12 protein-coding genes are annotated in these 17,438 nt (G+C 71.9%); 4 read left to right on the forward strand and 8 right to left on the reverse strand.

The window, feature by feature from the left end; translation table 11 throughout:
* Positions 1-297: 297 nt before the first annotated feature.
* Together glmS and SCA03_RS19455 are read right to left on the reverse strand one after the other, a co-directional pair.
* Complete coding sequence (gene glmS, locus SCA03_RS19450) at positions 298-2,127, reverse strand: glutamine--fructose-6-phosphate transaminase (isomerizing) (protein WP_030877899.1); 1,830 nt, start codon at positions 2,125-2,127, stop codon at positions 298-300.
* A gap of 359 nt (positions 2,128-2,486) precedes the next feature.
* Positions 2,487-2,765 (reverse strand): hypothetical protein, encoded by a 279-nt coding sequence (locus SCA03_RS19455; protein WP_030877902.1) that lies wholly within the window; start codon positions 2,763-2,765, stop codon positions 2,487-2,489.
* Positions 2,766-3,227: 462 nt separating this feature from the next.
* Between SCA03_RS19455 and SCA03_RS19465 the strand changes: the two genes are divergently transcribed.
* The gene (locus tag SCA03_RS19465) at positions 3,228-4,850 is read left to right on the forward strand and encodes a beta-N-acetylhexosaminidase (RefSeq protein WP_141275531.1); all 1,623 of its coding nucleotides are present in this window, start codon (positions 3,228-3,230) and stop codon (positions 4,848-4,850) included.
* Between the two features lie 545 nt (positions 4,851-5,395).
* Here the strand turns inward: SCA03_RS19465 and SCA03_RS19470 are convergent.
* From SCA03_RS19470 to SCA03_RS19490, 5 genes are all read right to left on the reverse strand, one after another.
* Positions 5,396-6,385 (reverse strand): DUF4429 domain-containing protein, encoded by a 990-nt coding sequence (locus SCA03_RS19470; protein ID WP_086818148.1) that lies wholly within the window; start codon positions 6,383-6,385, stop codon positions 5,396-5,398.
* Between the two features lie 130 nt (positions 6,386-6,515).
* Complete coding sequence (locus SCA03_RS19475; protein ID WP_141275532.1) at positions 6,516-7,682, reverse strand: acyl-CoA dehydrogenase family protein; 1,167 nt, start codon at positions 7,680-7,682, stop codon at positions 6,516-6,518.
* Between the two features lie 204 nt (positions 7,683-7,886).
* Positions 7,887-8,870: a hydroxymethylglutaryl-CoA lyase gene (locus SCA03_RS19480; protein WP_086817317.1), complete on the reverse strand. Its 984-nt coding sequence runs from the start codon at positions 8,868-8,870 to the stop codon at positions 7,887-7,889.
* The gene (locus tag SCA03_RS19485) at positions 8,867-11,041 is read right to left on the reverse strand and encodes an ATP-binding protein (protein ID WP_086817315.1); all 2,175 of its coding nucleotides are present in this window, start codon (positions 11,039-11,041) and stop codon (positions 8,867-8,869) included. Before SCA03_RS19485 ends, SCA03_RS19480 begins: the two co-directional genes overlap by 4 nt.
* A gap of 70 nt (positions 11,042-11,111) precedes the next feature.
* Entirely contained in the window at positions 11,112-12,785 is a 1,674-nt protein-coding gene (locus SCA03_RS19490; protein ID WP_086817313.1) for a carboxyl transferase domain-containing protein, read from the reverse strand.
* A gap of 182 nt (positions 12,786-12,967) precedes the next feature.
* On the opposite strand from SCA03_RS19490, the gene SCA03_RS19495 reads away from it, so the two are divergent.
* The 3 genes from SCA03_RS19495 to tesB all read left to right on the forward strand — a co-directional run bounded on the left by SCA03_RS19495 (position 12,968) and on the right by tesB (position 15,866).
* Positions 12,968-13,633 carry an SACE_7040 family transcriptional regulator gene (locus tag SCA03_RS19495; protein WP_086817325.1) on the forward strand — a complete coding sequence of 222 codons (666 nt, stop codon included), beginning with the start codon at positions 12,968-12,970 and terminating at the stop codon, positions 13,631-13,633.
* Between the two features lie 69 nt (positions 13,634-13,702).
* Entirely contained in the window at positions 13,703-14,905 is a 1,203-nt protein-coding gene (locus SCA03_RS19500) for an acyl-CoA dehydrogenase family protein (protein ID WP_030877927.1), read from the forward strand.
* Between the two features lie 70 nt (positions 14,906-14,975).
* A complete protein-coding gene (gene tesB, locus SCA03_RS19505; protein WP_030877930.1) occupies positions 14,976-15,866 on the forward strand; it encodes an acyl-CoA thioesterase II in 891 nt (296 codons plus the stop codon).
* Positions 15,867-15,954: 88 nt separating this feature from the next.
* Here the strand turns inward: tesB and SCA03_RS19510 are convergent, their stop codons facing one another.
* Positions 15,955-16,779, reverse strand: a complete 825-nt coding sequence (locus tag SCA03_RS19510) for a phosphatase (protein ID WP_030877933.1) — start codon at positions 16,777-16,779, stop codon at positions 15,955-15,957.
* Positions 16,780-17,438: the final 659 nt, after the last annotated feature.

The raw sequence follows: 17,438 nt of genomic DNA on the forward strand, positions 1-17,438 counted from the left end.
AGGGGTGCATTGTGCGCTTGTGAGGGGCATACAGAAGACACGCGGGCCCGGTTCCCCACGGCGCGCTGCCGGACGGGAGGTGACGGTCCCCTCCGGTGGCCCACTGCCGGCGTAATGGGCGACGCCGGCAACAGGGGAGGCGGAATCCCGCGCGGTTGGTGGCCCGCGCGGGATTCCGCCCATTCCCCGGGTGCCTGGCGTCCCGGAGCCCCGTGATTCCGGAGTCCCCGATGCTCCGGTTCCGTCGGTTCGCCGTCCGCTCCCGGATCTCCGCCCGGTCCGGGACGACGAGGAGTCTCACTCCACGGTGACGGACTTGGCGAGGTTGCGCGGCTTGTCGATGTCGCGGCCGAGGGCGAGCGCCGTGTGGTAGGCGAGCAGCTGGAGCGGGATGCCCATCAGGATCGGGTCCAGCTCGTCCTCGTTCTTGGGCACGACGATGGTGCGGTCCGCCTTCTCCTGCTCCTGGTGCGCCACGGCGAGGATCCGGCCGCTGCGGGCCTTGATCTCCTCCAGCGCCGCACGGTTCTTCTCCAGCAGATCGTCGTCCGGGACGATCGCCACGGTCGGCATCGCCGGCTCGATCAGCGCCAGCGGACCGTGCTTCAACTCCGAGGCCGGGTACGCCTCGGCGTGGATGTAGGAGACCTCCTTGAGCTTGAGCGAAGCCTCCAGCGCCACCGGGTAGCCGCGCACCCGGCCGATGAACAGCATCGAGCGGGCGTCGGCGAACTCCTTGGCCAGCTTCTCGATCTGCGGCTCCTGCTCCAGGATCTCCGCGATCTGGCCGGGCAGCCGGCGCAGGCCCTCGATGATGCGCTTGCCGTCCTTCACCGACAGATCGCGGGTACGGCCGAGATGGAGCGCGAGCAGGCCGAACGACACCACGGTGTTGGTGAAGCACTTGGTGGACACCACGCACACCTCGGGCCCGGCGTGCACATACACGCCGCCGTCCGCCTCCCGCGCGATGGCGGAGCCGACGACGTTGATGACGCCCAGCACCCGTGCGCCCTTGCGCTTGAGCTCCTGCACGGCGGCGAGCGCGTCGTAGGTCTCGCCGGACTGGGAGACGGCGATGTAGAGGGTGTCCGGGTCCACCACCGGGTCGCGGTAGCGGAACTCGCTGGCGGGTTCGGCGTCCGCCGGGATACGGGCCAACTCCTCGATCATCTGGGCGCCGATCAGGCCGGCGTGGTACGAGGTGCCGCAGCCGAGGATCTTCACCCGGCGCACCGCGCGGGCCTCGCGCGGGTCGAGGTTGAGGCCGCCGAGGTGCACGGTGGCGAAGCGGTCGTCGATCCGGCCGCGCAGCACCCGGTCGACGGCGTCGGCCTGTTCGGTGATCTCCTTGTGCATATAGGTGTCGTGGCCACCGAGGTCGTAGGACTCGGCGGCGTACTCCACCGTCTCCGGCGAGGAGGAGGTGCGCGAGCCCTCCGTCGTGTAAGTGCGGTAGTCACCCGCCTTGATGGTGGCCATCTCGCCGTCGTCCAGGGTGACGACCTGGCGCGTGTGCGAGACGAGCGCGGCGACGTCCGAGGCCACGAACATCTCGTTCTCCCCGATGCCGAGCACGACCGGGGAGCCGTTGCGCGCCACCACGATGCGGTCGGGGAAGTCCGCGTGTAGAACGGCGATGCCGTAGGTGCCCTCGACGTGCCGCAGCGCCTCCTGGACGCGGGCCTCCAGGCTCTCCGCCTGGGCGGCGGCGATGAGATGCGCCAGCACCTCGGTGTCGGTCTCGGAGACCAGCGTGACGCCGTCGGCGGCCAGCTTGGCGCGCAGATCGGCCGCGTTGTCGATGATCCCGTTGTGGACGACGGCGACCCGCTCGGCGCTGTCGAGGTGCGGATGCGCGTTGGTGTCGTTCGGTGCGCCGTGGGTCGCCCAGCGGGTGTGGGCGATACCGGCGGTGCCGGCGAACCGCTTGGGCAGCCGGTCCTCCAGATCCCGCACCCGGCCCTTGGTCTTGGCGGTCTTGAGGCCGCCCGCGGCCTTGCCGGTGCCCGGGGACTGGATGGCGATACCGGCCGAGTCGTACCCGCGGTACTCCAGGCGCTGGAGGCCCTCCAGCAGCAGCGGGGCGGTGTCACGCCTGCCGATATATCCCACGATTCCGCACATGCCGATGCCTGCCTCTCCGTCGTACTGATACGGGGTTGTCGGTGTGGTGAGTTGTTCCGGGGTTTCCGGTGTTTCCGGTGTCACCAGGGCTTCCGGTGATTCCAGTGATTCCGGTGGTTCCGGTGTTGTCGGCGAGCTGTCGGGCCCTGCCGGTGATGTGCCTGTCGTGCGCCGTGCGGAGCTGTGCCGTCCTCGCGGCCCTCGGATGCTCCGGCTCTTCCCGTGCTCCGCACGACATCGGGGACGATTCTGGGCCGCGGGGTGGGGGCCGGTGCGGGACCGGGGCCGTCGCGCGTGCCGGCCCCGGAGGGCGCGGGCCGCACCGGCGGGCTCCCGGCTCCCCGCTCCCGGAGCCGCCGTCAGCCGTAGACGATTCTTCGTAGCTGTCTGACCGACAACGGTGGTGGGGCCACGGCGCGGTGCGGCAGTTCCGCCTCGATGCGGTCGAAGATCTCCGGGTTCGTCAGCCCTCTGCTCTGCAACTCGCGGTGGCGGCGACGGACGAACTCCTGGGCCGTCTCGTCGAAGTACGCCAGCACGTCGAGCACCACGCGGGCCGCCTCGCCGCGCTGGAGCGGAGTCGTGCGGACCAGGTGGTCGATCAGGTCCTCATGGACCGGCGTTCGGGCTTCGAGCACCCGTTGATGGTGCTGCTTCCCGTCCACAAGTGCAAGAAATCTGCCCGAAAGCGGGCAGGATCGACCCGGTATGGCCCTGCGGCGATCGAGCCGGGAGGCTGCTCCGGCCCTCCGGCCCGCCTCGCCGCAAGTTGCACCCGACCCGGACTCGGGCCCGGACCCCTCCGACCCCTTTCGGTACGGCGGTACGGCGGGCACCATGCAGGGAGCTGTCACCACGGCTTTCGTCGCACACGCACGGATCACCTCGCACGGCCCGCAACGGCACCGCTCCGATGACCGTGCGTACCGGCCGTACCGGATCCACCGGACGTACCGGATGTACCGGGCGTACGGGGCGCATCGGTCGTACTGGATTTCCCAGGCGTCCCGGGCGCCCCGGACGCCCCGGACCGGTGCGGGCGGACCACCGTCCAGGCCCTCGCACGGCCCCGAGCCACCGGCTCGAAGAAAGGACCGCTGATGAGACGACGCCTCAGACCGCTGCTGACCCTCTGCGCGGCGCTTCTCGCCGTCACCGCGCTGCCCACCGCACAGGCCGGTGCCGCCGGCGGCACCGGGAGCGCCGACCCGCCGCCCCGTCCCCTCGACCAGATCGTCCCCGCACCCACCTCCGTACAGCCCGGCGGAGCCGGCTACACGATCACGCCGCGCACCGCCATCCGCGTCGACGCAGGTCACGGGCGCTCCGCCGCACGGGAGGTACGCCGCACCGCCGAACAGCTCGCCACGCTGCTGCGCCCCTCCACCGGGTACCGGCTGCCGATCACCGGTCGCCCGGGCCGGGACGGCATCCTGCTGCGGCTCGGCGGCGGCCGGGAACTCGGTGCCGAGGGCTACCGGCTCCAGATCACCCGGCACGGAGCCGTCCTCACCGCACGGAAGAGCGCCGGACTCTTCCACGGCGTCCAGACCCTGCGCCAACTGCTGCCCGACGCCGTCGAGGCCCGCAGCGAGCAGCCCGGCCCCTGGCGCCTCGCCGGCGGGACCATCACCGACACGCCGCGCTACGGCTACCGCGGCGCCATGCTCGATGTCTCCCGGCACTTCTTCTCCGTCGACAAGGTCAAGCGCTACATCGACCAACTCGCCCTGTACAAGATCAACAAGCTGCATCTGCACCTGTCCGACGACCAGGGCTGGCGCATCGCCATCGACTCCTGGCCCCGGCTGGCCACCTACGGCGGCAGCACCCAGGCCGGAGGCGGACCCGGCGGCTACTACACCAAGGACGACTACCGCGAGATCATCCGCTACGCCGCCGACCGGCACCTCACCGTCGTCCCCGAGATCGACATGCCGGGCCACACCAACGCCGCCCTCGCCTCCTACGCCGAACTGAACTGCGACGGCAAGGCCCCGCCCCTCTACACCGGGACCGAGGTGGGCTTCAGCTCCCTGTGCGTACCGCTGGACCGCACCTACGACTTCGTCGACGACGTCATCCGGGAACTGGCCGCCATGACGCCCGGCCCCTACCTGCACATCGGCGGCGACGAGGCGCACTCCACCAGCCACGAGGACTACGTCGCCTTCATGAACCGCGTCCAGCCCGTCGTCGCCAAGTACGGGAAGACGGCCATCGGCTGGCACCAGATCACCGCGGCCGAGCCCGTCGAGGGCAACATCGCCCAGTACTGGGGCTACGACGAGACCGGTGCGGACGAGCGGGCCCAGGTCGCCGCGGCGACCCGCAAGGGCACCAAACTCGTGCTCTCTCCCGCCGACCGTGCCTACCTCGACATGAAGTACGACGAGGACACCCCGCTGGGCCTCTCCTGGGCCGGCTACGTCAGCGTCGAACGCTCCTACGACTGGGACCCGGCCACCTATCTCGACGGGGTGTCCGAGGACGCCGTGCTCGGGGTGGAGGCGCCGATGTGGTCCGAGACGCTGTCCACCTCACCACAGGTCGAATACATGGCCTTCCCCCGGCTGCCGGGACTGGCCGAGGCCGGCTGGTCGGCGCAGTCCACCCGCGACTGGGACAGCTACCGCAATCGCCTCGCCCAACAGGCGCCCCGCTGGGACCACTTGGGCATCGACTACTACAAGGCACCCCAGATCCCCTGGCCCCAGGGGTAAGCACCACCGGGCCGGGCCCCGCCAAAGGGACCCGGCCCGCCACTTCCCCACTCGACGACTCTTTCCTCCAACCTTCCCCGGCCGGACGGAGCTCCGCGCCAACGTTCCCCGGCCGACTGCCCTTGGCTTCAACGTCCTCCGGCCGACCGCGCTTCGCGCCGACGTTCCTCAGCCCGGCGCCGGTTCGGCTCGATGTGGTCTGCCTGGCCTGGTCCGCCTGGTGCGGTCCGCTTGGTGTCGTTTTGCTGGGCGTGGTTTTTCTGGCCCGGCAGCACGGGTCGGGCTCAGTGCGGGTTCGCCCGGGGTGGAGGCGAGTTGGGGCGTACGTGGTTGCGCCGTGGCGGGCGGGGGCCGGGGTCGGGGTCGGGGTCGGGTGCGCGCTGGGGGGGGCGGGGAGCTGGGAGCGGGGCGTCTGGGCTGGCGCGGTGGGGGAGTGGGGTGAGGCCGGGCACGGGAGTGAGTGCGGTACCCGTGCGGTAGCCGTGTGGTCCGGTTCTGGGCGGAGCAAGGCTGGATGCCCGGGGAACGCTGTCGGGCGACGTTGCTCAGAAGCGGTCCAGGATCGCCTTCTTCGCCACGCTGAACTCGTCCTCGGTGAGGACACCGCTCTCCCGCAACTCGCCCAACTCCCGTAGCCGACGCAGCAGAACATCGTGGTCCGCCGCATCCGCCCCACCTGCCGCCGACGGCCGCATCCCCGCCGCCGGGCGGGCGGATCCGGCCGCGGACGGTGCCGGAAGCGCGGTCGATGCGGGCGGGGCGGCCGGCCCGGCCTCGCCTTCTGCCTCCGTCCGCCCGGCAGCTCCCGCTCCCGCCGAGGCCGCGAGGGGATGCGGCAGCCGGGCCACGACCGCCGCCGCGAGGAGCACCGAGCCGCCCGTCTCCTTCGACGGCCGCACTCCCCACAGCATCAGGCAGTTGGGATCGTGCTCCGGCTTGAGCGTGGGGTGGGTTCCCTTGAGCCGGAAGCGCAGATTGCCGTTGTCCCAGACCACCGCGGGCGTCCAGTCCACGCCCGCCACCTCGTGCAGAGGTATGTGGCGCGGTCCGCCCGACGACTTGCCCTTCTCCGCCATCCAGTTCCAGTCGATCTGGATGCGCTCCCCGTCGAAGGTCGCCGTTCCGTCCGTCCCGAGCGCCGTCTGGGGAACCGACGGCCCCGGCAGCAGATAGCGGTCGCACGGCGTATCCGGTACTCCCTCCAGCAGCAGCGCGTTGCGCACCTCCTCCGCGAAGTACTCGGCCACGCCCGTACGGTCCCGCTCCACGGCCAGTTGGTACGGATCCGAGGCGTCCGGCAGCCTGCCGTTGGCCACGTGCCACAACGGGTCGGCGCCCTCCCGCAGACGTAGCCGCAGTCTGCCGCCCTTGCGGCCGCCCGGCTCGTAGGCGATGCCCGCCAACGCGTGCAGGGGCACGGCGACCTCTCCCAGGGACTTGCGCAGCGCGGGCACATGCCGGTCGTTGCCCGGCACGATCCGGACCGTTTCACCGTCGAACGTCCATGCGCCGCCACGCTGGAGGATTTCCGCCATGCCCGGATTATTTCGAGCGCGGGCGCGGGGGTCACCCCCTGCCGGCGTTGTCCTCCATGGCGCCCGGCGGCGCCCGCGCCCTACCGCCCGGCCGGAGACACGGACGCTGCTCCGGGCAGGGCGCGCTACCTCATGCGCTCAGCCCCAACTCCCGTGCAATCAGCATGCGCTGCACCTCGCTCGTCCCCTCGCCGATCTCCAGGATCTTCGCGTCCCGCCACATCCGGGCCACCGGGTACTCGTTCATGAAGCCGTAGCCGCCGTGGATCTGGGTGGCCTCCCGCGCGTTGGTGACGGCGCTCTCCGACGAGTACAGCTTGGCCAACGCCGCGGCTTTCTTGAACGGTTCACCCGCCACCAGCCGGGAGGCCGCATCGCGCCAGGCCAGCCGGGAGGTGTGGGCGCGCATCTCCATGTCGGCGAGCTTGAACTGGATGGCCTGGTTGGCACCGATCGGCTTGCCGAACGCCGTCCGCTCGTTGGCATAGCGCACCGACTCGTCCACACAGCCCTGCGCCAGCCCGGTCGCCAGCGCGGCGATGGCGACCCGGCCCTCGTCCAGGATCCGCAGGAACTGTGCGAAGCCGCGGCCCTCCTCGCCCAGCAGGTTCTCGCCGGGCACCCGGACATCGGAGAAGGACAGCTCATGCGTGTCCGAGGCATTCCAGCCCACCTTCGAGTACGCCGGCGCGACGGTGAACCCGGGCGTTCCGGACGGGACGATGATCGTCGAGATACGCGGCGAGCCGTCCTCCTTGCGGTCCGTGACCGCGGTGACCGTCACCAGCCCCGTGATGTCCGTCCCCGAGTTGGTGATGAACGACTTCGTGCCGTTGATGACCCACTCGCCCGTCTTCTCGTCCCGCACGGCCGTCGTCCGGGTACCGCCGGCGTCCGAGCCGCACTCCGGCTCGGTCAGCCCGAAGGCGCCGAGGATTTCGCCCGTGCACAGCCGGGGCAGCCAGGTGCGCTTCTGCTCCTCCGTGCCGAACAGATGGACGGGCATGGCGCCCAGCGAGACGCCTGCCTCCAGCGTGATCGCCACCGAGGAATCGACCCGGGCCAGCTCCTCCAGGGCGATGCACAGCGCCAGATAGTCCCCGCCCATGCCGCCGTACTCCTCGGGGAACGGCAGGCCGAACAGGCCCATGCTGCCCATCTGGCGGACGATCTCGTACGGGAACTCGTGCCGCTCGTAGTACTCCCCGATCTTGGGAGCGATCACGTCCTGCGCGAACTCCTCGACGGTACGGCGCAGTTCCTCGTGCTCGGGGGAGAGGCGGTGGTCGAGAGCCATGGTGTGTGCTCCTTGTGAGGTCCGTGCTCCGGGGGGAGCCGTCGTGGTGTCCGGCGACCGGTCCGGCCGAGCCGTGGGCGAGCGGCAGCCGAGCGGCGGTGCGCGGCCGGGGGCGGGTCGGAGGGGGGAGCTGGTCGTGAAGGGGACGGGGTAAGAGGGGAGGGGCGGGTGAGGAAGAGGGCAGGTCGTCAGGAAGAGGGCAGGTCAGGAAGCGGTGGAGTCGGGTGGGCCGGTGAGGGCGTGGACCGTCCGGGAGGGGCTGGGGCGGCCGAGCCGTTCGGCCATCCAGACACTGGTGGAGCAGAGTTTCCGCAGGTCGACGCCTGTCTCGATGCCGAGCCCGCGCAACATCCAGACGAGGTCCTCGGTGGCCAGATTGCCCGTGGCGCTCTTGGCGTACGGGCAGCCGCCGAGCCCGCCCGCCGAGGCGTCGACCGTCGACACGCCCTGCTGGAGCGCAGCCAGCGTGTTGGCCAGGGCCTGGCCGTAGGTGTCGTGGAAGTGGACGCCCAGCCGGCCGACGGGGATCCCTGCCGCGGTCAGCGCCTCCAGCAGGGCCGTCACCTGCCCGGGAGTGGCCACGCCGATCGTGTCGCCCAGGCTCAGCTCGTCGCAGCCCATGTCCACCAGGGCGCGGCTCACCCGCACCACGTGCTCCGGTGCGACCGGGCCCTCCCACGGGTCGCCGAAGCACATCGACAGATAGCCGCGCACCTCGACCCCTTCGCCCTTCGCCCGGCGTACCACCGGGGCGAACATCTCCAGCGCCGCGTCCACCGAGCGGTTGAGGTTGGCCTCGGCGAACGCCTCCGTCGCACTGGCGAAGACGGCGACCTGACGGGCCCCGAGCGCCAACGCCCGCTCCAGGCCGCGCAGGTTGGGCACCAGCACGGGCAGCCGGACGCCCAGGCCGCCAAGGCGGGGGAACAACTCCTCGGCGTCCGCGAGCTGCGGTACCCACTTCGGGTGGACGAAGCTGGTGGCCTCCACGGTGTCCAGACCGGCTGCGGCCAGCCGCTGGATGAACTCCGTCTTCACCTCGACCGGGACGACGGTCTTCTCGTTCTGCAAGCCGTCCCGGGGGCCCACCTCGTGGATCCGGACCCGCTTCGGCAGCGCCGGGGCGGGCACCGTCATCGGAAGGGACTCGGGGCCCGCTGCCGCGGGCGTGTGCTGGGGCTCGCTCATGCCTCGGCCTCCTGCCTGCCGTCTGCCGCGGGCCCGCCCTCGGGCGAGCCGTGCGGCTCCACGACGGCCAGCACCTGGTCCATCGAGACCGTGCTGCCGGCCGTCACCTCCAGTTCGCGGACCGTTCCGGCGTGCGGTGCCGTGATGACGTGCTCCATCTTCATGGCCTCGACGACCAGCAGACTCTGGCCCTCGGCGACCTCGTCCCCCACCGCCGCCTTGACGACGGTGACCGTCCCCGGCATGGGGGCCGTCAGCGCGTCCGCGCCGTGCGCGCCGGCGGCACTGCGCAGCGCCGCGTCCACCGGGTCGTGCCCGCGGACCAGCCAGGCCGCGCCGTCCCGGCCCAGCCAGATGCCGGGGGAGCCCTCCTCGGCCGACAGCGCGCGCCGGAAGGTGTGGCCCACACCGTCCCACTCCAGCCTCACCCGGGTGCCGTCCGCGTCCGGTGCGCCGGGCGCCCCCTGTCCGTCCGAGCCGAGCCGGGCCGGCACGGGAGGCGCGCCGTCGACGGAGACCTCCATCAGGCCCCGGCGGCCCTCGGCGCCCGGGTCGTCCGAGGGATCCGGGCAGGGCCGGACGCGGACCTCCACCGGCTCCTGGCCCGGAACCCGCAGATGGTGGACCGTCCACGCGGCCGGGCCGCCCAGCCGCCAGCCCGACGGGACGGCGAACGGGCTGACCCAGCCGGGCCGTTCGGCCGTTCCCCGGCCGGGCGCCGGCGGCGCCGGGGCGAGGGCCGCCTGGCGCACCAGGGCCGCGGCGCCGTACACCTCGTCCGGGACCGTCTCCGGCAGGAGTTCCGGCGCCGCACGGTCGACCAGTCCGGTGTCCAGCTCACCCGAGACCACCTCGGGACGGGCCAGCAGCTCGCGGAGGAAAGCGATGTTGGTGTCGACCCCGAGGATGTGTGTGCCCGCCAGCGCCGACCGCAGTCCGCGCAGCGCCGCCGCCCGGTCCGGGCCCCAGGCGACGACCTTGGAGAGCATCGGGTCGTACATCGTCCCCACGGAAACGCCTTCGACCAGTCCGGAGTCCGTGCGGGCACCGGCGCCCCGGGGCTCCTCCAGGAGCAGGACCCGGCCGGCCGAGGGGAGGAAGTCGACCCGCGGCTCCGGGCCCGGCGCCCGGCGCGCGGTCTCGGCGCAGACCCGGGCCTCGACGGCGTGGCCGTTCAGCGTGATGTCGTCCTGGGCGAAGGGCAGCGGCTCCCCGGCGGCGATCCGCAGCTGCCACTCCACCAGATCCAGTCCGGTGATCAGTTCCGTCACCGGGTGCTCCACCTGGAGCCGCGTGTTCATTTCCATGAACCAGTAGTTGCCGGAGCCGTCGCCCGGCACGATGAACTCCACCGTTCCGGCGCCCCGGTAGCCGCAGCTGCGTGCGGCGTCGGCGGCGGCCTGCCCCATGGCCTCGCGGGTCGCCTCGTCCAGCAGGGGGCTGGGCGCCTCCTCGACGATCTTCTGGTGGCGGCGCTGGAGGGAGCACTCGCGCTCGCCCAGGTGCAGCACGCGGCCGTGCCCGTCGGCCAGTACCTGGATCTCGATGTGCCGCGGCCGGTCGATCCAGCGCTCGACCAGCAGCCCGTCGTCCCCGAAGGCCCCGCGTGCCTCACGGCGGGCCGCGGCGATCTCCTCGGCCAGCGCCGACTCCTCGCGCACCAGCCGCATGCCCTTGCCGCCACCGCCGGCCGAGGGCTTCAGCAGTACCGGCAGCCCCGTCTCCCGTGCGGCGTCGGCCAGTTCCTCGTCCGACAGCCCGCTGCCCGACGAGCCGGGCACGACCGGGACGCCGGCGGAGCGGACCGTCTCCTTCGCGTGGATCTTGTCGCCCATGAGCTCGATCGCCTCGGCCGGGGGGCCGATGAACGTCAGCCCCGCCTCCGCGCACCGCCGGGCGAAGCCGCCGTTCTCCGCGAGGAACCCGTAGCCGGGATGGACGGCCTGCGCGCCCGTGCGCAGCGCGGCCTGCACCAGCCGTTCCGCGTCGAGGTAGCTCTCGGCCGCGGCGGCCGGCCCGATCCGCACGGAGGTGTCGGCCTCCCGGACATGCAGCGCGTCGGCGTCCGCGTCGCTGTACACCGCGACGGAGCGCACCCCCATGGCCCGTAGCGTGCGGATCACGCGGACCGCGATCTCCCCGCGATTGGCCACCAGCACCGTCTCGAACATCGGTCTTCTCCTCGCCCTCACCCTCACCGGTCCGTTCCGCCTTCTGTCCGGCCCTCGCCGGCCGGGCCGTTCACATCCGGAAGACCCCGAACCTCGGCGCTTCCGGATCGCGCACCGGCAGCGGGGAGTTGGCGCAGGCGGTGAGTGCGAGACCCAGTACCTGCCGGGTCTCCAGGGGGTCGATGACGCCGTCGTCCCACAGCCGCGCCGTGGCGTAGTACGCGTTCCCCTGTCGCTCGTACTGGGCGCGGACCGGGGCGCGGAACTCTTCTTCCTCCTCGGCGGTCCACTCCTCGCCGCGTGCCTCCAGCTGATCGCGCTTGACCGTCGCCAGTACGGAGGCGGCCTGCTCGCCGCCCATCACGGAGATCTTGGCGTTGGGCCACATCCACAGGAACCGGGGGCTGTAGGCACGGCCGCACATCGAGTAGTTGCCCGCGCCGTAGGAGCCGCCGATGACCACGGTCAGCTTGGGCACCCGGGCGCAGGCCACAGCGGTGACCATCTTGGCGCCGTGCTTGGCGATGCCTCCCGCCTCGTAGTCCTTGCCGACCATGAAGCCCGAGATGTTCTGGAGGAAGAGCAGCGGGATACCGCGCTGGTCGCACAGCTCGATGAAGTGGGCGCCCTTCTGGGCCGATTCGGAGAACAGGATCCCGTTGTTGGCGACGACCCCCACCGGGTGGCCGTGGATCCGGGCGAAGCCGGTGACCAGCGTCGTGCCGTACTCGGGCTTGAACTCCTGGAAGCGGGAGCCGTCCACCACGCGGGCGATCACCTCGCGGACGTCGTACGACGTGCGGGAGTCGACCGGTACGACGTCGTACAGCTCCGCCGGATCCGCCGCGGGCTCCTCGGGCGGCGTCACCGCCCAGGGCAGGGCGGAGGCGTCGGGCGCGGGAGGAAGCGTGGCGACGATGTGCCGGACGATCCGCAGCGCGTGGGCGTCGTCCTCCGCGAGGTGGTCGGTGACGCCGGAGATCCTGGAGTGCGTCTCCCCGCCGCCGAGTTCCTCGGCGCTGACGACCTCGCCCGTCGCGGCCTTCACCAGCGGGGGGCCGCCCAGGAAGATCGTGCCCTGCTCGCGGACGATCACCGCCTCGTCGCTCATCGCCGGTACGTAGGCGCCGCCGGCCGTGCAGGAGCCGAGCACCGCGGCGATCTGCGGAATGCCCGCTGCCGACATCCGGGCCTGGTTGTAGAAGATGCGGCCGAAGTGCTCGCGGTCGGGGAAGACGTCGTCCTGCATCGGCAGGAACGCGCCCCCCGAGTCGACGAGGTAGACGCACGGCAGTCTGTTCTCGCTGGCGACCTCCTGGGCGCGCAGATGCTTCTTGACCGTCATCGGGTAGTAGGTGCCGCCCTTGACCGTGGCGTCGTTGGCGACGACGACCACCTCGCGCCCGGAGACCCGGCCGATGCCCGTGATGAGCCCCGCCGCCGGTGCGGCGTCCTCGTACATCCCGTCCGCGGCCAGGGGAGACAGCTCCAGGAAGGGGGAGCCGGGATCGAGGAGGGCGTCCACCCTGTCCCGGGGCAGGAGCTTGCCGCGCGCGGTGTGCCGGGCCCGCGCGCGCTCGCCCCCGCCCAGCCGCGCCTGGGCGAGCTTCTCGCGCAACCGGGCGGCGAGTTCACGGTGGGCCGCGCGGTTGCCGTCGGCGGCCAGTGCGGCGCCGGCCGGTGTCCCGATCCGGGGCGCGGCGGGGCCGCTCCTCGGTGAAGCTCCTGTCGTCTGCTCGTCCATTCCGCTGAGCCCCCTCGCTCGCACGCAACCACGACCGGGCAGTGAGCCGGCCGGGCGCCGGTCGCCGTACCGGTCGCCGCGCGCCTGTCGGCACGCCGGACATCACGCCTGTCGCGTTAGTCAGCGTTAACTCACTGCCGCCAGGTTAACGCCCATTAACGCGGCTGTCTAGAATGGACTGCATGAGCACCAGGACGGCCGCTGGCGCGGCTGCCGAGACGGGCCCACCCGTCAGCCGGCGTGAGCAGATCCTCCGGGAGGCGGCCCGCCTCTTCGCCGAGCGCGGTTTCCACGGCGTGGGGGTCGACGAGATAGGGGCCGCCGTGGGCATCAGCGGCCCGGGCCTGTACCGGCACTTCGCGGGCAAGGACGCGATGCTCGCCGAGCTCCTCGTGGGGATCAGTGAGCGCCTGTACGAGGGCGGGGTGCGCCGGATGGAGGAGGCGCGCGTGGCGGACAGCGGCCCGGACGCGGTGCTGGACGCGCTCATCGAGGGCCACATCGACTTCGCGCTGGACGACCGGGAGTTGATCACGCTCCACGACCGCGAGCTGGACAGGCTGCGGGAGGCCGACCGCAAGCGGGTGCGCAAGCTCCAGCGGCAGTACGTCGAGCTGTGGGTCACGGCGGTCCGCGAGCTGTACCGCGACGTGACCGAACTGGAGGCGCGCGTCGCCGTGCACACGGTCTTCGGGCTGCTCAACTCCACGCCGCACCTGCGGAGTCCGTCCGCGCTGCCCGACCGTGAGACCACGGCGGCGCTGCTGCACCGGCTGGCCCGCGGGGCCCTGTCCGCCGCCGAGCCGCGGGTGGTCACCGGGGTCAAGAGGTCTGGACAGGCCAGGTGACCCCTCGGTAGCTTGAAAGCGGCTGAGCAAGCGCTTAGCCAACGGCCCGGGTCGACGAGGAGGCATGCTGTGCGCCGCACGGTGTTCAACGAGGACCACGAAGCGTTCCGGCAGACGATCCGCGACTTCATCGCCGCCGAGGTCGTGCCCCACTACCCGGAGTGGGCCGAGCAGGGTTATGTGCCGCGTGAGTTGTACCGCAAGCTCGGCGAGCTGGGCGTCTTCGGTATCGAGGTGCCCGAGGAGTACGGCGGCGCGGGCGAGACGAGCTTCAAGTTCAACGCCGTGATCACCGAGGAGTGCGCCCGGGCCGGCGTGAGCTTCGGCGGCTCCAGCGTGCACACCGCGCTCTGCCTGCCCTACATCCTCAAGTACGGCAACGAGGAGCAGAAGAAGCGCTGGCTGCCGTCCTTCGTCTCGGGCGAGATGATGACCGCCATCGCCATGACCGAGCCCGGCACCGGCTCCGACCTGGCCGGCATGAAGACGACGGCGAAGCTGTCCGAGGACGGCACGCACTACGTCCTCAACGGCGCCAAGACGTTCATCACCGGCGGCGTCCAGGCCGACCGCGTCCTGGTGTGCGCCCGGACGTCCGCTCCCGCCCGGCCGGCCGCCGCGGACGGACAGCGTTCCGCACAGGCGGGCTCCCGCGAGGACCGCCGCGGCGGCATATCGATCCTCGTCGTGGACGCGAAGAGCGAGGGCTACGCGGTCGGCCGCAAGCTGGACAAGCTCGGGCTGCGCGCCTCGGACACGGCCGAACTGTCCTTCACGGACGTCAAGGTGCCCGTCGAGGATCTGCTCGGCGAGGAGGGGAAGGCGTTCGAGTACCTCACGCACAACCTCCCCCAGGAGCGGCTCGGCATCGCCATCGGCGCGTACGCGCAGTCCGCCGCCGCGGTGCGGTTCGCGCACGAGTACGTCAAGGAGCGGACGGTCTTCGGCAAGGAGGTCGCCTCCTTCCAGAACACCAAGTTCGTGCTCGCGGACTGCAAGGCCGATGTGGACGCCATGCAGGCGGTGGTCGACCGCGCCCTGGAGGCACTGGACGCCGGTGAGCTGACCCCCGCGGACGCCGCCTCCGCCAAGCTGTTCACCACCGAGCTGGCGGCGCGCGTGATCGACAAGTGCCTCCAGCTGCACGGCGGTTACGGCTACATGCTCGAATACCCCATCGCGAATCTGTACGCGGACACCCGTGTCTCGCGCATCTACGGCGGTACCAGCGAGGTCATGCGGACGATCGTGGCGAAGTCCATGGGGCTGTGATCCACGCATCCCGCGCGGCTGTGATCCGCGCCGTAACGCTTCTTCGCATGTCACGGACAGAATCAGCCGCATGAGCCAAGAACTGACGTCCCTGCTCGAACTGCTGGACCTGGAGCGGGTCGAACAGGACATCTTCCGCGGCAGCAGCCGGGCCGCGCTGGTACCGCGTGTCTTCGGCGGCCAGGTCGCGGCGCAGGCACTGGTCGCGGCCTGCCGCACCGTCCCCGAGGGGCGGCTGCCGCACTCGCTGCACGCGTACTTCCTGCGTCCCGGGGACCCGGGCGCGCACATCGTCTACACCGTCGACCGGATACGGGACGGCCGGTCCTTCACCACGCGCCGCGTCGTCGCCGTCCAGCACGGGCAGCCGATCTTCCATCTGTCCGCCTCCTTCCAGGTGCACGAGGAGGGCATGGAGCACCAGGAGGCGATGCCCGCGGCGCCCGACCCGGAGACGCTGCCGACGGCGGAGGAGATCCTTCCGCGCTACCGGGGGCTGTTCACCGACGAGCGGGTGCCCGAGCGGCTGCTCAAGGCACGCGCCGCCGTCGATCTGCGGTACGTGGAGGAGCCGCCGTTCGGCCGGGTCGGCCGGCCCGGTGAGCCGCGCTCCCAGGTGTGGTTCCGCACCAACGGGAAGCTCGACGGGGAGTCCGACGACCCCATGCTCCACATCTGTCTGGCCACTTATGTGTCGGACATGACGCTGCTGGACTCCGTTCTGCTCGCACACGGCAGGGGCGGATGGGCGGTCGGCGACGTGGTCGGCGCCAGCCTGGACCACGCCATGTGGTTCCACCGGCCCTTCCGTGCCGACGAGTGGCTGCTGTACGACCAGGAGTCCCCCACGGCGCAGGGCGGCAGGGGGTTGGGCAAGGGCCGGATCTTCACGCGGGACGGCCGGCTGGTCGTCTCGGTCATCCAGGAGGGCGTCGTCCGCGCTCCGCGTACGGAGGCGTAACCGGAGCACACGCGGGGCGTGGGCACGCGCCCGCGCGCCGCCGGGCGCCCTCGCGTGCGGGCGCCCGCAGGGGCCGTGTGCGGGGCGGTCAGGCCGTCAGCCCGGCCGTGGCCAGCAGATACGCCGTCATCGGCTCGTAGTGGCGCGGGTCGGCCACGTGGTCGTCCAGCGGGACGGTGACCTCCAGCGTGCCCTCGGCCTCGCCCAGGAAGAGCGCCGGGTCGTTGCAGTCGGCGAAGCCCACCGTGGCCAGGCCGTGCTGTGCCGCGCGCCCCGCCCAGCCGTGGTCGGCCACCACGAGATCGGGCAGGCGCTCCCCGGTGTGCTCCAGCGCGCCCAGGATGCCCGCCATCGGTTCGGGCGAGTGGGTGTGCCAGAGCGAGGCCCCGCGCTCGTGGGCCGCGACACCGGAGAACTGGACGACCACGCCCTCGTCCGCGTAGACGCCCTCGGGGACGCGGACGATGTCGCAGCCGACGGCGCGCAGGGCCGTCGCCACAGTGCCGTGCATGTCCAGCAGGGCGCCGGGGTGTCCCGTCGCGAACAGCACGCGGAGCTGCCCCTCGGCCGCCTTGCGCAGCTGTGCGGCGGCCCGGTCCAGGGCTCCGAGGGTCAGCTCCGGATCGATGGTGTCCTGCCCCGCGCGGTAGTCCGGGTCGTCGTTGACGCCGCAGCGCTCGGCCATCACCGCGAGCACGTCCTGCTCGTCCGCCCAGCGCTCGCCCAGTTCCAGGCCGAGCCAGTAGTGGCGGTCGCCGTTGGCCAGCTTCCGGTAGTGGTCGAGATTGTTCTCGCGCGGTGTGGCGACGTCCCCCGCGATGCGGGTGCGCACCAGATGCGCCGCCAGCTCGTCGCGGGCGGGCGCGGCCGGTAGCGGCAGCGGGAGGGACACGGGCAGGAGAGTCTGCGACATGAGGCCATTGTGTCTCGTACTGGCGATCGACGGACGATGTGTCCGGAACCCGGAGGAGAAAGCCGGTGCACGCGGGCGTCCGGGGCGCTCGCGGAGCCCGCGGTGCGCTCGGAAGGGGCCGGCGCGCCCGCACGCTCGCCGGCCGGGTGCGTTCGGCGTGCTCACCGGGTCCGCCGTTCCGTCCCGAAGGTGCCCGGAGTGCGGTTTCCGGCCGTATTGCGTTGCCTGCCAGTACGTTCTCCGCTCGGCGGCCGGTGCCGGGAGCGCCTGCTGCGCGCCGAAGGACGCTGGTCGACGGGGGCTTGACGGATCAGCGGGAATTGTCTGCCCCGGTCACAATGTGCCACTGGTTTAATACGGGACGTTACTGAATTTGATCGGTCGATGTGCATCTCGTGGAAGTTCCCGAGAGACTGCCTCACGCAATCCCGCGCGGGACGGCGGCGTGGTGGTCGGAATGGAGCGGGCCTCGTGGGGGGTGCCTGCCCGTCCGGCCCAGGGACTCGCCGCCAGGGCCGGGGCGGCCCCGGCGAAGCGACCGATTCGCCGGAGCCGCCTTCGGTTCCCCACCCGGACCCCGCCCCGGCCTCCGGTCTCCCCGCCTCGCCGCTCTCTGCGTCCCCTGTGCCCTCCGCTTCTGTGCCCTTCCGCGCGCTGCG

It is taken from the genome of Streptomyces cacaoi (genome assembly GCF_006539165.1).
Classification (GTDB): Bacteria; Actinomycetota; Actinomycetes; order Streptomycetales; family Streptomycetaceae; genus Streptomyces; species Streptomyces cacaoi.

What these genes read in the sequence shown, in the direction of transcription:
- SCA03_RS19475 (WP_141275532.1), bottom strand. Translation starts at nt 7,682, where the DNA reads ATGGCTCTCGACCACCGCCTCTCCCCCGAGCACGAGGAACTGCGCCGT.
- SCA03_RS19480 (WP_086817317.1), bottom strand. Translation starts at nt 8,870, where the DNA reads ATGAGCGAGCCCCAGCACACGCCCGCGGCAGCGGGCCCCGAGTCCCTT.
- SCA03_RS19490 (WP_086817313.1), bottom strand. Translation starts at nt 12,785, where the DNA reads ATGGACGAGCAGACGACAGGAGCTTCACCGAGGAGCGGCCCCGCCGCG.
- SCA03_RS19470 (WP_086818148.1), bottom strand. Translation starts at nt 6,385, where the DNA reads ATGGCGGAAATCCTCCAGCGTGGCGGCGCATGGACGTTCGACGGTGAA.
- SCA03_RS19495 (WP_086817325.1), top strand. Translation starts at nt 12,968, where the DNA reads ATGAGCACCAGGACGGCCGCTGGCGCGGCTGCCGAGACGGGCCCACCC.
- tesB (WP_030877930.1), top strand. Translation starts at nt 14,976, where the DNA reads ATGAGCCAAGAACTGACGTCCCTGCTCGAACTGCTGGACCTGGAGCGG.
- SCA03_RS19510 (WP_030877933.1), bottom strand. Translation starts at nt 16,779, where the DNA reads ATGTCGCAGACTCTCCTGCCCGTGTCCCTCCCGCTGCCGCTACCGGCC.
- SCA03_RS19465 (WP_141275531.1), top strand. Translation starts at nt 3,228, where the DNA reads ATGAGACGACGCCTCAGACCGCTGCTGACCCTCTGCGCGGCGCTTCTC.
- glmS (WP_030877899.1), bottom strand. Translation starts at nt 2,127, where the DNA reads ATGTGCGGAATCGTGGGATATATCGGCAGGCGTGACACCGCCCCGCTG.
- SCA03_RS19485 (WP_086817315.1), bottom strand. Translation starts at nt 11,041, where the DNA reads ATGTTCGAGACGGTGCTGGTGGCCAATCGCGGGGAGATCGCGGTCCGC.